The 15,399-nt window shown below is 72.4% G+C and carries 10 protein-coding genes and 1 pseudogene; 8 read left to right on the top strand and 3 right to left on the bottom strand.

What is annotated here, in order from left to right; genetic code table 11:
* Nucleotides 1-12: 12 nt before the first annotated feature.
* Nucleotides 13-966 (top strand): annotated as a pseudogene (locus AC3EUJ_RS30895) (cytochrome P450 family protein).
* 18 nt (nt 967-984) lie between these two features.
* Here the strand turns inward: AC3EUJ_RS30895 and AC3EUJ_RS30890 are convergent.
* Nucleotides 985-1,638, bottom strand: a complete 654-nt coding sequence (locus AC3EUJ_RS30890) for a YoaK family protein (RefSeq protein ID WP_431967179.1) — start codon at nt 1,636-1,638, stop codon at nt 985-987.
* A 125-nt stretch (nt 1,639-1,763) separates the two neighbouring features.
* Here AC3EUJ_RS30890 and AC3EUJ_RS30885 point away from each other — a divergent pair, with 125 nt between their 5' ends.
* The 6 genes from AC3EUJ_RS30885 to AC3EUJ_RS30860 all read left to right on the top strand — a co-directional run bounded on the left by AC3EUJ_RS30885 (nt 1,764) and on the right by AC3EUJ_RS30860 (nt 7,916).
* Nucleotides 1,764-2,765: a Dyp-type peroxidase gene (locus tag AC3EUJ_RS30885; RefSeq protein ID WP_431967177.1), complete on the top strand. Its 1,002-nt coding sequence runs from the start codon at nt 1,764-1,766 to the stop codon at nt 2,763-2,765.
* Nucleotides 2,762-3,115: a hypothetical protein gene (locus AC3EUJ_RS30880; RefSeq protein WP_431967175.1), complete on the top strand. Its 354-nt coding sequence runs from the start codon at nt 2,762-2,764 to the stop codon at nt 3,113-3,115. The genes AC3EUJ_RS30885 and AC3EUJ_RS30880 overlap by 4 nt, the downstream gene beginning before the upstream one ends.
* Nucleotides 3,116-3,368: 253 nt before the next feature.
* Nucleotides 3,369-4,256 carry an Fpg/Nei family DNA glycosylase gene (locus AC3EUJ_RS30875; RefSeq protein ID WP_431967173.1) on the top strand — a complete coding sequence of 296 codons (888 nt, stop codon included), beginning with the start codon at nt 3,369-3,371 and terminating at the stop codon, nt 4,254-4,256.
* A 224-nt stretch (nt 4,257-4,480) separates the two neighbouring features.
* Complete coding sequence (locus tag AC3EUJ_RS30870) at nt 4,481-5,386, top strand: cupin domain-containing protein (RefSeq protein WP_431967171.1); 906 nt, start codon at nt 4,481-4,483, stop codon at nt 5,384-5,386.
* Nucleotides 5,383-6,681: a beta-ketoacyl-[acyl-carrier-protein] synthase family protein gene (locus AC3EUJ_RS30865; protein ID WP_431967169.1), complete on the top strand. Its 1,299-nt coding sequence runs from the start codon at nt 5,383-5,385 to the stop codon at nt 6,679-6,681. The genes AC3EUJ_RS30870 and AC3EUJ_RS30865 overlap by 4 nt, the downstream gene beginning before the upstream one ends.
* Nucleotides 6,678-7,916 (top strand): beta-ketoacyl synthase N-terminal-like domain-containing protein, encoded by a 1,239-nt coding sequence (locus tag AC3EUJ_RS30860; protein WP_431967167.1) that lies wholly within the window; start codon nt 6,678-6,680, stop codon nt 7,914-7,916. The genes AC3EUJ_RS30865 and AC3EUJ_RS30860 overlap by 4 nt, the downstream gene beginning before the upstream one ends.
* 36 nt (nt 7,917-7,952) lie before the next feature.
* On the opposite strand, the gene AC3EUJ_RS30855 is transcribed toward AC3EUJ_RS30860, so the two are convergent.
* Together AC3EUJ_RS30855 and AC3EUJ_RS30850 are read right to left on the bottom strand one after the other, a co-directional pair.
* Entirely contained in the window at nt 7,953-8,825 is an 873-nt protein-coding gene (locus AC3EUJ_RS30855) for a hypothetical protein (protein ID WP_431967165.1), read from the bottom strand.
* Nucleotides 8,826-9,019: 194 nt separating this feature from the next.
* On the bottom strand, nt 9,020-10,072 hold the full coding sequence (locus AC3EUJ_RS30850; RefSeq protein WP_488180978.1) for a hypothetical protein: 1,053 nt from the start codon (nt 10,070-10,072) through the stop codon (nt 9,020-9,022).
* 452 nt (nt 10,073-10,524) lie between these two features.
* Here AC3EUJ_RS30850 and AC3EUJ_RS30845 point away from each other — a divergent pair, with 452 nt between their 5' ends.
* Nucleotides 10,525-15,309 carry an aminotransferase class I/II-fold pyridoxal phosphate-dependent enzyme gene (locus tag AC3EUJ_RS30845; protein ID WP_431967161.1) on the top strand — a complete coding sequence of 1,595 codons (4,785 nt, stop codon included), beginning with the start codon at nt 10,525-10,527 and terminating at the stop codon, nt 15,307-15,309.
* The last annotated feature ends 90 nt before the right edge of the window (nt 15,310-15,399 follow it).

Genomic DNA, 15,399 nt, shown 5'->3' with positions numbered 1-15,399 from the left:
TAGAGTGGGGGCATGGCCTCCTCGACCCCGCCGAACGCCGCCGCGGACGCAACCCCGCGCGCGCAGGCCTCCGTTGACCCCGCCGAACTGATCGTCGACCCCTACGGGGCGTACGGCAGGCTCCGAGAGGCCGGTCCCGTGCACCGCGTCACCGGTACCGACGGCCGCGCCGACCTGATCGGCGCCTACGCCGCGCCGCTGCCGATCCGGGTGATCTGCGACCTGCTCGGGGTCGCCCCCGGCGACCGCCGCGACTTCCGGGGCTGGACGGACGCCCTGGTCGCCCCGGACCCGTCGCGTCCCATGGCGGCGAGGGAGGCCGTCGCCGCCATGCTCGGGTAATTCGGTCAGCTCATCGCGCGCAAGCGCGCCCACCCCGAGGACGACCTGCTCTCCGCGCTGATCGCCGCCCGTGACGACGGCGACCGGCTCAGCGAGGACGAGCTGATGTCGCTGACCTTCCTCGTCCTGTTCGCCGGGTACGAGAACACCGTGCAGCTCATCGGCAACGCCGTCCTGGCGCTGCTGACGCACCCCGGGCAACTGGCGGCGCTGCGGGCCGAGCCGGGCAGGACCGCGGCTGCGGTCGAGGAGCTGACCCGCTGGGACGGGCCGGCGCCGCTGGCCATCCGGCGCTTCCCGCTGGAGGACGTCACCATCGGCGGTGTGACCGTCCCCGCCGGTGAGACGGTGCTGCTGGCTCTGGCCGCGGCCAACCGCGACCCCGCCCGCTTCCCTGAGCCCGACCGCCTCGACCTCGGCCGCGCCGACACCGCGCACCTCGGCCTCGGGCACGGCATCCACTACTGCCTCGGTGCGCCCCTGGCCCGGCTGGAGACCGGGATCGCCCTCACCGAGCTGCTCGCCCGCTTCCCGGGGCTGGCCCTGGACGCGGACCCCGCGGAGCTGCGGTGGCGCCCCTCGATGCGCGCCCGCGGCCTGGTCGCCCTCCCGGTCCGCTTCTGAACGGCGGTACGGGAGCGGTCACCGGCGGGCGGCGACGGTGGCCGTCGCGGCCACCACCAGCGCGCACCCGGCGGCCGCGGCGAGGGCGGCGGCCGGTGCCACCAGGAGCACGAGGAGGCCCCCGGTCAGGGCGCCGGTCACCAGCGCGGCCACGCTGAGCGCTTGCCGCACGGCCACCCGCCGGTCGTGCGCCGCGGCGCCGCCCAGCAGCCCGACCAGGGTGCGGGTCATCACGGTCGTGGTCAGGCCCGCGATGGCGACACGTCCCGCCATGGCGTTCTGGATGCCCATCGCCACCGCGCAGACCATCACCAGCACGCGCCGCGACCCGTCCAGCGCGTGCAGTGCCGTGGCCGAGCCGAGCAGCACGGTCTCGCACACGGCGGCCGCGCTCACCAGTGTGATCGCGGGGCTCAGCCGGGCCAGGGCCGCCCGGCAGAAGAGGATGCCCACGGCGAAGCCGCCGAGGGCCACCAGCGAGGTGACGACGGAGAACCCGGGCGCCCCGGCCAGGGCCAGACTGACGAAGACCAGGTTGCCCGTCATGTTGGCCACGAAGACATGGTCCAGGCTGAGGATGCTCATGGCGTCGACCAGCCCGCTGAGCACCGTGAGGACCAGCAGCAGCGCGGTCAGCAGGTCCCGCCGGTCCCCTTCCGGGCCACCGCTCATGTCCAGCCGCCTTCCGCCGGGGGTTCGGTGCCGCACCTGGTCAGGATGCACCGGGCCGGGCCCCGGAGCAGACTTGTGCGTGTCCGCCCGGACCCGGGCGCGCCCCGACGTGAAGGAGCGTGGTGATGGCGGAACCGCTGCCGCAGCCGGTGCTCAGCCCTCTCACCATGTCCGCGATCTTCCTGGTCGTCACGGTCGACCCCGGCGGCGAGAGCGCTGTGCGCGATCTGCTGGAGGATCTGTCCGGGCTGCAGCGCTCGGTCGGCTTCGGCACCCCGGACGGGCGGCTGAGCTGTGTCGCCGGGGTGGGATCGAACGTGTGGGGCCGCCTCTTCGCGGGGCCGCGCCCCGCGGAGCTGCACCCCTTCGCCGAGCTGACCGGAGCTCGCCACCAGGCGCCCGCCACCCCGGGCGACCTGCTCTTCCACATCCGGGCCGGCCGGCTGGACCTGTGCTTCGCACTGGCCTCCCTGGTGATGGACCGGCTGCGCGGCCATGTCACCGTCCGTGACGAGGTGCACGGCTTCAAGTACCTCGACGTCCGCGACCTGCTGGGGTTCGTCGACGGCACGGAGAACCCGGTGGGTCCCGAGGCGACCGAGGCGGTCCTGATCGGCGACGAGGACCCGGACTTCGCGGGCGGCAGCTACGTGATCGTGCAGAAATACCTGCACGACCTCGACGCCTGGAACGCCCTGCCCGTGGAGGCGCAGGAGCGGGTGATCGGCCGCAGCAAGCTGGGCAACGTCGAGATGGCGGACGACGTCAAGCCGGCCGACTCCCACGTCGCCCTGACCACGATCGTCGAACCCGACGGCACCGAACGGCAGATCCTCCGCGACAACATGCCCTTCGGCCGGGTGGGCACCGCCGAGTTCGGGACGTACTTCATCGGCTACGCCCGGACCCCCGAGGTCACCGAGCGGATGCTGCGCAACATGTTCCTCGGTGAGGGGCAGGCCGGCCACGACCGGATCCTGGACTTCTCCCGGGCCGTGACCGGCACGCTGTTCTTCGTGCCCTCGGCCGACTTCCTGGACGACCTTCCCGATCCACCCGCCTCCGCTGCCGTCCCGGCCGCGAAGTCGCTGGGGAGCGGGGACCCGAGGAAGACCGTCGCATCATGAACAACCTGCACAGGGATCCCGCCCCGGTCTCCGAAGCCGCCCGGGACGACCTGGAGGAGGAGGCCGGCGCGCCTTCAAGCGCCCCCGAGGCCGCCGGCGCCGGGTTCGCCGGGGTCGACACCGGCCACCTCGACCCGTCGAGGCGCCGCACGCAGCCGGCCGTCGAGCCGCGCGTGCCCTTCACGGTCGACCGCGGCGAGGTCGACATCGTGGAGCGCGGCGCCCGGGACGCGGACCGGCGGCTGCGTGCGGCCGTACTTCCAGGAGATCCTCACCTTCCTGGTGCACACGGCGGAGTCGGCGGTCGCGCTCACGGCCGCGTGCGGGGCGATGTTGACGCGCGACGTTGACGTGCGCGGGTGACGGGCGCCCGGTGCGGGTATTCGCCCGTTATGACCGGAAAACACAGGAAGACATCGCTCTGGCCGCACCGTTCCCAGCTCAGGACCGGCGGGCCCGCCCGCCACGCGGCCCCGCAGGGCGAGGAGGGACGCGGTCGCGAGCGCGTCCCGGAGGACCTCCCGCCCGCCCACGCCCCCGTGGTGCCCGGCACCCACGTGGACGGGACGGAGGCGCCCCACCACCGCGGATGAGGGCGGCCCGGTGCCCGAACTGCCGGACGTCGAGGGCTTCCGTCGCGTCCTGTCCTCGTACGGACGCGGGCGGCGCATCGAGCACGTCGAGGTCGCCGACCCCTCCGTGCTGCACGGGGTGAGCGCTCCCCGCCTGCGCCGGGCGCTGGAGGGCCGCCGGTTCGGCGCACCCCGACGGCACGGCAAGTGGCTGATCGCCCCCACCCGCGACGGCCCCGTACTGCTGATCCACTTCGGCATGACCGGGCTGTTGCTCCGTTGTGCCCCCGGCCGGCCGCGGCACCCGCACGACCGCGTGCTGTTCACCCTCTCCGGTGGGCGCGGACTGCGTTACCGCGACCAGCGCAAGCTCCAGGGCCTGCGGCTCGTCGCCGGCGAGGAGGCCGTCGCCGACGTGCTGGCGGGCCAGGGGCCCGACGCCCTGGAGGTGGATCGCCGCCGGTTCGCCGACCTGCTCACGCGGCGGCGGGGCCGTATCAAGGCCGTGCTGATCGACCAGTCCGTCGTCGCGGGGCTCGGCAACCTGCTCGCCGACGAGATCCTGTGGCGGACGCGCACACCGCCCACCCGCCCCGCCGCCTCGTTCGACGAGGAGGAGTGCGAGCGGCTGCGCACCGCGATGCGGCGCGTCCTGCGCTCCGCCGTGGAAGCCGGGTGCGTGCCGGCCCGGCGTTCCTGGCTCACCGGCCACCGCGACACCCCCGACCCGGACTGCCCACGCTGTGGCGGCCGGCTGCGCCGGGAGCGGATCGCCGGTCGTACGACCGTCTGGTGCCCCGTCTGCCAGCCCGCCCGGGCGCCCGACCGGCGCGGGAGCCCACGTACCGCCTCCGTACCGGACGGCGGCATGACGGGTCGCCGGTCCCGCACGCCCGCTTCGGCCGGCCGGAACGGATGATCACGGCGGACCCCGGGCCCGCGGCCGGGCTCCGGCAGGGTTGCTGACGGGCCCTCACGAAGTGTGCCCCCGTCCGGGTGGAGCGGGCCGGGAGGGCGTGACATGTTCCGTCAGGGCGGGGACCGATTGTGTGATTATTCGGCCCGCTCGGTTGGAGGTAGGACCCCCATGACCCCAGTGACGGAACGTCAGCCCGGACGCCGCGCCGCGGAGGTGCTGACCCGATGACGATGCACACCGAGAACGAGATCGTCATCGACGCACCCCTGCGGTACGTGTGGCTGCGCACCAACGACGTCGCCGGCTGGCCCACCCTGTTCAGCGAGTACGCCGAGGCCGAGATCATCTCCCAGGACGGCGACACCACCCGCTTCCGCCTCACCATGCACCCCGACGAGAAGGGCCGCGTCTGGTCCTGGGTGTCGGAGCGCACCGCCGACCCCGAAACCCGCACCGTGCGGGCCCGGCGGCTGGAGACCGGGCCGTTCGAGTTCATGAACATCTACTGGCAGTACGAGGAACTCGGCCCGGAGCGCACCCGCATGCGCTGGCTGCAGGACTTCCGGATGAAGGTGGACGCGCCCATCGACGACGAGGGCATGCGGCAGCGGATCAACAACAACTCCCGGGTCCAGATGCAGCTCATCAAGGACCGGCTGGAATCCCGCAGGATCCGCCCCGTCGGCACCCTGGACACCCCTGCGGACACCCGCCGCGGCGGCGACATCCGCACCCTGCTGACCACCACCTCGGTCGGCACGACGGACGGGTTCTGCGGCATGGTCACCGTCGGCCCCGGAGAGGCCGTCGCCGAGCACCACCACCCGTACTCGCAGGAGCAACTGGTGGTCGTCGAGGGCGAGGTGCGGGTCGACCTCGACGGCTGCCCGCGCAGCGTCGCCGCCAACGAGGCCCTGCTGATCCCGCGGGGGGTCCGCCACCGGCTGGTGAACACCTCCGGTGCCGTCGCCCGCGCGGTGTTCTTCCTGGCCCCGCTCGCACCGCGCCCCGAGCTGGGACACGTGGACACCGAGACCCGCGAGCAGGCCGCCGCCATCGCCCGCGCCGCCACCGCGGCGGGACCGGCGACGCAGGGCCCGGCACCGGGCCGCGAACTGGTCGACCGGTGACCGCAGGCCGTACCGCGCGCAGGGTGGTGGTGACGGGCGTCGGAGCCGTCGCCGCCGGCGGCATCGGGCGGGAGGCGTTCTGGGAGCGGATCGTCGGGGGCAGGCCGGCGATCCGCCGGATCACCCGCTTCGACTCCTCGGGGCACCGCTCGCGGATCGCCGCCGAGGCCGACTTCGACCCCCTCGCGGCCGGCCTCACTCCCCGGGAGACACGCCGCAACAGCCGGTTCGCCCAGTTCGCCCTCGCCGCCGCCGCCGAGGCGCTCGCCGACAGCGGACTGCGCACCGAAGCCGAGGACGCCGACCGCATCGGGGTCTGCCTCGGCACCGCCGTCGGCGCCACCGTCACCCTGGAGGACGAGTACGTCGTCGCCAGCGACGGCGGCCGGCACTGGGAGGTCAGCCCCGACCACGGCATGCCCTTCCTCCACCGGGCGATGCACCCCTCCTCGGCCGCCGCCGAACTCTCGCTGCGCCACGGCCTGCACGGCCCGTCCTCGGTCGTCTCCACCGGCTGCACCTCCGGCGTCGACGCGATCGGCTGCGCCTTCCGGACGCTGAGCGACGGCGAGGCCGACGTCATGCTGGCGGGTGCGGGCGAGGCGCCCATCTCCCCGGTCACGGTGGCCTGCTTCGACGCGATCGGCGCCACCACCGCCTTCACCGGCGACCCCGGGCTGACGCCCGCGCCCTTCGACGCCCGGCGCGACGGCTTCGTCCTCGGCGAGGGCGGCGCCGTGCTGGTGCTGGAGGAACTGGGGCACGCCCGCGCCCGGGGCGCGTCCGTCTACTGCGAGGTGCGCGGCTGGGACAACAGGACCGGCGCCTACCACATGACCGGTCTGCGCCCCGACGGCTACGACCTGAGCGAGGCGATCATCTCCGCCATGTCGGAGGCCGGCATCGCCCCCGAGCAGCTCGACTGGATCAGCGCCCACGGCTCCGGGACGGTGCAGAACGACCGGTACGAGACCGCCGCGTACAAGCGCGCCCTCGGCGAGCACGCGCGCAAGGTCCCGGTGAGCTCGGTCAAGTCCGTGATCGGCCACTGCCTCGGCGCGGCGGGCGCCCTGGAGATGGCCGCCTGCGCCCTCGCCGTGCGGCGGGGGGTGATCCCGCCGACCGCCAACCTCCTGCGGCCCGACCCGCAGTGCGACCTCGACTACACGCCGGTCCTCGCCCGTGAACGGCGGGTGCGGCACGCGCTGTCGGTGGCCTGCGGGCTCGGCGGTTTCCAGTCGGCGATGGTCTTCTCGGCCCTGGAGCCGGGCCCGGAACGGGAGGCGGAGGCATGACCACACGCGCGGTCCTCAGCGGGCTCGGGGTCGTCGCCCCCACCGGTGTCGGCGCCCGCCCCTACTGGCGGGCCACCATCGCCGGGCGCAACGGCATCCGGCCGATCGGCAGGCCCGACGCGAGCCGCGCGCCGGTCGCGCTGGCCGGCGAGATCACCGGCTTCGACGCCGCCCGCTGGATCGACGACAAGCTGCGCGCCGAGACCGATCGCTGGACCTGGTTCGCCCTGGCCGCGGCGGAGATGGCGCTGGCCGACGCGGCGCTCCGGCCCGCCGACCACCCGCCGTTCCACCTGTCTGTGGTCACCTCCAGCGGCTCCGGCGGCAACGAGTCCGGCCAGCGGGAGACCCACGCCCTGTGGACGCGGCGTCCCGGCGGGGCCGACGCCCACCAGTCCATCGCCTGGTTCCACGCGGCCGGTGCCGCCCAGATCTCCATCCGGCACGGGCTGACCGGCGGTTGCGGCGTCGTCGCCGCGGACGGCGCGGGCGGTCTGGACGCGCTCAAGCACGCCTGGCGGCTGCTGCGGCGGGGCGGCAAGGCAGTGATCGTCGGCGGCACCGAGGCGCCCCTGTCGCCGTTCGCGCTGGCCTGCCAGTCCACCCTGCCCACGGTGCACCGCGGTACCGACCCCGAACGGGCGTACCTGCCCTTCAGCCCGTACGCCTCGGGGTTCGTCCCCGGGGAGGGCGGCGCCCTGATGGTCCTGGAGGAGAAGGCGCACGCCGCGGAACGCGGGGTACGCGGCTACGCCGAACTGCTCGGCCACGCCGCCACGCACGACGCCCACCACCACACCGCTCCCGCGCCCGACGGCGTCCAGCTGGCCCGGGCCCTCACCACGGCGCTGGAGCAGGCCGGGCGCGCCCCCGGGGACGTGGACGTGGTCTTCGCCGACGGCGCGGGCGACCCGGCCGGGGACGCGGCCGAGGCGGCGGCGCTCCGCCGGGCCCTCGGCGATCGGCTGGCGGAGGTCCCGGTGACGGTGCCCAAGGCGGGCGTCGGGCGGCTGACCTCCGGCGCGGGCGCCCTGGACGTGGTGGCCGCCGCCCTCGCGCTGCGCACCGGTGTGCTCCCGCCCACCCGCGGCGGCGACGCGCGGGCCGCCCGCGAGCGGTACGGCATCCGCCTGGTCACCCGCTGGACGCGGCCGGAACGGCTGACCACGGCCGTGGTGCTCGCCCGGGGGACCGGCGGGTTCAACAGCGCCGTCGTCCTGGGAGCACTTGACTGAACAACCGGGCACGACGTGTTCCCGGCATCGTCGCGGTCACCGTGTCCGGTGGCTGCTGGAGCTGTCCCGCACGGTGCACCGGGTCTCGCGCTCGCTATGGCCGAGGGGAAGGTCGATGAGCGTGCCGGGGTTGCCGCAGCTCTGATTCTGCCGGCCGTTCTGCGCGGTGTTGGTCTCGGATCCGACCACCTCGGTGGTGCCGGCGGAGGCCTGGCCCCGATGAACGGTGGCGGGACCGGCACGGTGGGAGTGGTCTGCGGCGACGCATGTGGTGTGCTTCCGGATGGTGCCCAGTACGTTGACCGTGGCCGTGTCCGCGGAGTTGCCGCAGTTGAGGTTCTGCCGGCCGGTCTGCGCGGTGTTGACCTGGCCGACCGAGTGGCCGCCTTCCGCCCTGGCGTCACCGATGTGCTCACCGTGGCCGCGTCCGCGCTCCCTGCCGGGGGAGTGGCGGCCGTCCACCGCCACGCAGGTGGTCTCCTGGTGCATGGTCCCCAGGACGTTGACGGTGAGCGTGTCCGCGGAGTTGCCGCAGTTGAGGTTCTGCCGGCCGGTCTGCGCGGTGTTGACCTGGGGGCCGAGGGTTGCCCCGCCCACCGCCCGGGCGCCACTCGGGTGGCCGCTGTGTCGGCGCGTATGACCGTCGGTGTCGACACAGACCCGCTCCCGATGCACCGTCTTGCCGATGTTGAGGCGGACCAGGCGGGCGGAGTTGCCGCAGTCCAGGTTCTGCTCTCCGTCCTGGTCGGTATTGAGCTCCCCGCTGAGCGGCGTGTCGCCGAGCACATCGGCGAAGGCGCTGCCGCCGGCCGCGGAGATCAGCGCGCCGGCGGCGAGCATGACTGCCGCCGCCCTGCGTGCCTTCTGAGCGATTGCGCCGGCCGCCGTGTGCCGTCCCTGGTGTCCCATCGTCGTGATCCCCTGCCATTGAGTCGAGTCCGCTGTACCGGCACTCGCGTTCTGCCGCGCCGTGGCGACCGCCGGACCGGGCGAGATCGCCCAGCCCACTGGAGACTGACGCTTCGCCGGCAACGGGGCCGGCCCCGTCCGGGACGCCGGGCGGGGCCGATCAGGCATGAAGGCCCTTGCTTCGTGTGCTCTCACTACCGGCTGAAAGTGTCGAAGTTCTTGGACTCGTCGACGGCGACGCACTGGGTACGGGTGTGGCCCGAGGCGATCAGGGTCATGCCGTTGCGACTGCCGCAGTTGTTGTTCTGCCGGCCTTCCTGGGCGGTGTTCTGCTGGACCAGGTGGCCGACCTCGCCGGAGCCGCCGGTCGCGTGGCTGCCGCCGCTGAACTCGGCGGTTCGCACGTTGGTCGAATGGTCGATGCTTGCGCAACGGGTCTGCGAGCCGGTGTCCGGAGACGTGATGAACGTGTCGTTGGGGTTGGCGCAGTTGTTGTTCTGCCGGCCTTCCTGGGCGGTGTTCTGCTGCACCAGGTGACCGACCTTGCCGGAGCCGCCGGTCGCGTGGCTGCCGCCGCCCTTGGTCAGGGTGTGCTTGTTGTGAGAGCGATCCAGGTTGCTGCAGTGACTGGCCATCAGGTCATCGGGCGCGGTGATGTCGGACTGGTTCGGGTTGGCGCAGTTGTTGTTCTGCCGGCCTTCCTGGGCGGTGTTCTGCTGCACCAGGTGGCCGACCTTGCCGGAGCCGCCGGTCGCGTGGCTGCCGCCGCCCTTGGTCAGGGTGTGCTTGTTGTGGGAGCCGTCCTGGTCGACGCAGAAGCTGTCCGTCACGCCTTCGCCGTGGGAGAAGATGGTGTCGTTGGGGTTGGCGCAGTTGTTGTTCTGCCGGCCCTTCTGAGCGGTGTTCTGCTGGATCATTTGGCCGACCGTGCCCGAACCGCCGGTCGCGTGGCTGCCGCCGCCGTGGTTCACGGCGTGCCTGTTGAAGGAGGCGTCGCCGGTCCCGCAGCGGGTCTGCGTAGGCCCGCCCAGCAGCCCCGGTTGCACAAACGCAGCGTTCGGGTTTGCGCAGTTGTTGTTCTGCCTGCGCTCTTGAGCGGTGTTCTGCTGCAGCAGGCTTCCGATCGCGCCAAAACCGCCGCCGGCGGTGGTGGCGCCGCCGCTGTCGGCCGAGGCGAAATCGGATCCCCCGAATGACAGGCCACCCACTGCCAGGGCCAGCAGTGTGGCCCTCCTGAACTTCTGCACCTGCACCGTTCCTCTCGGACGGGCCAGAGGTTCCGAAACCCCCCTGGTCCCATTCTTGGCAACGATGTCCAGCTCGGCACCGATACGGCGTCACCAAGGTTTCCCCCACGTGGACTACGGCGACTGCGCGCTATGCGGCGCACCCGATTCCACGGCGAGCGAACGCCGAAGGTCTTGGAACGGGGATCCAGGACCGGAACGGCGGAGTCGCCGCTGTCCGCGGGGCAGGTGGTGCCATAACTCTTACGGATCTTCTGGCGGGCGTCCGGCCCGAATCTGTCACACCATGAGAAACGCGGAGCCTGGGGCGGTTTGCCCACCCGGTCGGGCGCGGACACGGCACACAGCCGCCCTGCCGGGCCATCGGCTCCGCACCACGTGGATCCACCGAGAGCGCATCGAGTGATCTTCATTTCATCTGGCCCACGGCCTTGGGAGTTGCGTTGCGTAACGTGGCCATTGTCGGCATGGGTTGCAGGTTTCCGGCAGCCCGCAATCTCCCCGAATACTGGCGGATGCTCCGCAAGGGTGAACGTCAGTTCCGAGTGGTGCCTCCCGAACGCTGGGATCACGCACCCTTCCACACCCCGCAGGACAGGCGCGCCCGCGCCGGAACATACACGGACGTCATCGCTCCGATCGCCGCCGTCGATCAGTTCGACGCCCGTCACTACCGGATGTCGCCACGCCGGGTGCAGGGATTGGACCCGCAGCACCGCCTGCTCCTGGACGCGTCCCGTGAGGCGCTGCAGGACGCCGGATGGGAGCGACAGGAGTTCGACCGCCAGTCGGCGGGAGTGTTCTTCGGCCTCGGTATCAGCGAATACATGGAACTCGTGCCCGACGTCGTCACCATGCAGCCGTCCTCCGTTCCGGGCGCGTTGCTCAGTATGGCGGCGGCGAATGTGAGCCGGTTCTTCGACCTGCGCGGCCCCAGTTTCACGGTCGATGCCGCGTGCTCTGCGACCTTGGTCGCGCTGCACCAGGCCCTGAGCCATCTGGCCACCGGAGAGTGCCGTGTGGCGTTGGTGGGCGGCGCCTATCTCACGCTGGAGCCGCGCACGCTGCTGGCCTTCTCGAAGGTGGGCGCGATCTCGGCGGCCGGTGTGTGCAGGCCTTTCGACCGGGAGGCCGACGGTTTTGTTCTGGGCGAAGGTGTCGGGGTGGTCGTGCTGCGCCCGCTGCAGGACGCGTTGGCCGCCGGCGACCGGGTCTACGCGGTGATCCAGGGCATCGGCGCAAGTAACGACGGGGCGGCGGCGGAGGGTCCGATGACGCCGAGCTGTGACGGCCAGATGACGGCGCTGCGCCGCGCCTATGCGGATGCCGGATGCTCCCCCCGATCGATCGGGGTCTTCGAGGCACACGGCACCGCCACGGTGGTCGGGGATGCCACCGAGCTGGACTCGATCATCAAGCTTCGAGGGGAGGCCGAGGGCGACTGGGACGGTACCGCCTGCCTGTCGTCGGTGAAGTCGCTGATCGGCCACTCCCTGGGGGCTTCCGGTGCCGCTTCTCTGATCAAGAGCGCGCTGGAACTGCACCACCGCACGATCGTGCCCATGCCGGAGACCGATCCCGCTCGTCCGGAGGATCTTGCGGGGTCGAGGCTGCGGATCCCGCGAGCTGTCGAGCCCTGGGAGCATCCCGGGGGTCGACCGCGTCGCGCCGGGGTGAGCAACTTCGGCTTCGGCGGCACCAATGTGCACGTCGTACTGGAGGAGGCGCCGGAGCCCAGCGCGCGGTTGCGCGGAGTCGAGACACCGGCCGCCGGGCGCCGGACCACCGGCGGGCAGCAGCCGGAGGAGGCGCCCGGGACGCGGGACGACGAGCCGCAGCTCTTCCTCTTCTCCGCCGGCAGCGTGGACCGGCTGGAGTCGCACCTCGTCCATGTTCTGGAGACCCTGCAGGACGCCCCCGACATGCCGCTGAGCGCCATCGCGCGGACCCTGGCGAGCAGGCGGCTGCTCACGGCCCGGCTCGCCGTCGTCGCCGGCAGCCACGTGGAATTGCGGACGCGGGTGCAGCAGGCCCGGTCCGCACTCGCCCAAGGCAGGGTGGGCACGCTGGACGAGGGCGTGTACTCGGCCGTCGCACCGCTGCCGGCCTCGGAACGTACGATCGCCTTCGTCTTTCCCGGGCAGGGCAGCCAGCAGCCGGGGATGATGCGGGACCTGTATGAGCGCTTCCCCGCCCTGCGCTCCACCATCGACGCCTTGGACGCGCTCGCCGTCTCGGATAACGGGCTTTCGCTGCTGGACTCGGTGTACGGGCCGGCCAGCCTTACCCCGGAAGGGCAGGAGCGGCTCACCGGCACGGACGTCTGCCAGCCGGTGCTCGGTGCGTTCGGCGTGGCGCTCGCACGTTTCGCGGGGTCTCTCGGCGCCGTACCGGCCGTCACCTTCGGTCACAGCGTGGGCGAGTTCCCCGCCGCGGTCCATGCCGGTGCCCTGGACGAATCCGAGTGCCTGCGGCTGCTCCTGGCGCGCGGCGCCCGCATGCGCAGCGCCGAGTCGGTACGACGTGGCGGCATGCTCGCCATCCGGGCCTCGCAGGACGAGGCGGCCAGTGTGACGCAGGGGCTGGAGGAGACATGGGCCGCCTGCTTCATCCACCCCCGCCAGGTCGTGTACAGCGGTACGGCGACGGAGCTGGAGGAGCTGGCACGGCGCTGTTCGGAGGCGGGCCTGGCGGCCACGCCACTGCGGGTCTCCAACGGTTTCCACTCCCCACTTCTCGATTCCGCCCTCGACGACCTCGCGGCGGACCTCGCGACCCGTACGATCACCCGCCCCCGGTCCGGATTCGTCTCGTCGGTGAGTGGCGCGGCCGAGGACGACCCTGCCGTGCTGCGCGAGCTGTGGGGCCGCCATGCCAGTGCCCCGGTCCGCTTCGGCGACGCGGCTCGCGCCGCGTACGAGGCCGGCGCGAAGGTGTTCGTGCAGGTCTGCGGGGGCAGCGGGCTGCTCGGTGCCGTACGGCACAGCGTTCCGGAGCCGAGCGGGGTCCGGTGCATGGCCCTGACCGCGGACGGTTCCGACCAGGCTCGCACCTTCCTCGCCACGCTCGGCGAGCTCGCCGTGCTCGGGGTCGACATCGACGCCGCGGGGCTCGTACCGGAGGGGACGCCACTGGTGACGCTGCCGCCTTCCCCCCTGGCGACGAAGTCGTACTGGTACCCCCGCGTCGCCTCACGGAGCCCGGCCCCGCCCACCGTCCTTGGTCTGGGAGCCGAAGAGGGGCATCTCCAGCCCCCCGCCACGCGACCTGGCCGGTCTCCGGACGTCCTGACGAACAAGGCTCCCGCCGTGCTGCCCGAGCCGGACCGCGAAGGGGCGGCCCAGGCGCCCCCCGCCGCTGCCCCTCCTCCGAGTTCCCCCGATCACAAGGATTCCCTGATGCATGACGTCGTGACGCTGCTGAGGGAGCAGCTGAACCTGTTGCAGACCTTCGGCACGGCCGCTCCCGTCGTGGATCGCCCGGCGGCCTCGCCCGCGGCGGCCCCGCCGCTCATCCAGCAGTGGGCCGCCGGCATGGACGTGCTGAGCCTGCCCGCGGTCGAAGACCGTGACGCCCGTGAGCCGGCCGCCGGGGTGGATTTCGAGCGGGTACGCGCCCGCGTGTACGCCGAGTTGTCGGCCGTCAGTGCGTTCCCCGTGGACCAACTGACGGATGAGCTGAACATCGTCCAAGAGCTGGGCTTCGACTCCCTGATGACCACCGAGCTGCTGGTGCGGCTGCGGCGGGCCTTCCCGGAGGTCGCCGAGAGCGTCACGGAGGGATTCATTCCCCGGCAGCCCACCATCGCCCAGGCGGTCGAGGCGATGGCCGGACTGCTCAAGGTGGATCGAGGGGCCCCGACCGCGACTGCCGTCCTGTCCGCGGCGGCCTTCCCGGCTCGGGCCGAGGGTGCCGTGAGTACGTTGTCGAACGGCCGCGTCGCTGTCGAGTGCGCTGCGCACACGTTGTCGGAGGGGCATTCGCAGCTCGCCGTCGAGGGCGGGGTGGCCGTGGCCGATCCGGTCCCAGCGGCGGCGGTGCGGGCCGAGAGCCGTATCGAGGACTTCCCCGAGCTCCTGGAGATGGAGCGACGCCGGGCCTCCCTCGGCCGCAGCCCGTACTTCCTGCTGCACGAAGGCACGCTGCGGGACACCACCCGGATCGAAGGCCGGGAACTGATCTCCTTCTCCGGATACAACTACCTCGGGCTGTCCGGCCACCCGAAGGTCGCAGCGGCTGTCAAGGAGGCCGTCGATCGATACGGTACGTCGGTCTCGGCGAGCCGTTTCCTGTCCGGCGACCGGCCACTGCACCGCGAACTGGAGTCGGAACTCGCCGCGCTGAACGGTTGCGAAGCGGCCGTCGCGCTCGTCAGCGGGCACGCCACCAACGTGAGCGTGATCGGCCACCTCATGGGCCCCGATGACCTGATCCTGCACGACGGCCTCGCGCACGACAGCATCCTGCAGGGTTGCAACCTCTCCGGGGCAAGGCGCCGCCCCTTCCCGCACAACGACATGGCGGCGCTCGACGTGATGCTCGGGCGGATCAGGCACCACTACCGCCGTGTCCTGATCGTGGTCGAGGGCGTCTACAGCATGGATGGCGACATCGTCGACCTGCCGGCCCTCATCGAGGTCAAGCAGCGGCACGGTGCCATGGTGATGATCGACGAGGCGCACAGCATCGGCGTTGTGGGGCCGCACGGCGGCGGAGTCGGCGATCACTTCGCCGTGGACCGCTCGGCCGTGGACCTGTGGTCGGGCACATTGTCGAAATCACTGGCGGGCTGCGGCGGCTACGTGGCCGGTACCGCACGCGTCGTCGACTACCTCAAGGCCTCCGTTCCCGGGTTCGTCTACAGCGTGGGCATGACCCCGGCGAACGCCGCAGCCTCGCTCGCCGCACTCCGGGTCCTGCGCGAGGAACCGGAGCGACTGCAGCGGTTGCGTGAGAACGCGGAACACTTCCTGCAACTGGCCCGGCAGGCCGGCATCGACACAGGCGACAGCTTCGGTTCGCCGGTCATCCCCGCCATCGTCAAGGACTCGTCCAAGGCCCTCCGCCTGTCGGCGGCGCTGTTCGACGCGGGGATCAGCGTCAACCCGATCCTTCATCCGGCAGTGGCGGAGGAGTTGACGCGGCTCCGGTTCTTCGTCACCAGCGAGCACACCGCGCAGCAGATCGAGTCCTCCGTGTCCGTGCTCGCCTCCCACTGTCACTCGTTGAACAGCTGAACTCCCGGCGTCCCCCGGGCATGCGGACGCCCCGACCGAGAAGTCCACACGCGAAGCGAGGAGCAGCCTCCGGTGAAGCCTCCCCCAGTA

The sequence above is a fragment of the Actinacidiphila sp. bgisy160 genome (assembly GCF_057707815.1).
This window is presented reverse-complemented; position numbering and strand designations above follow the sequence as displayed.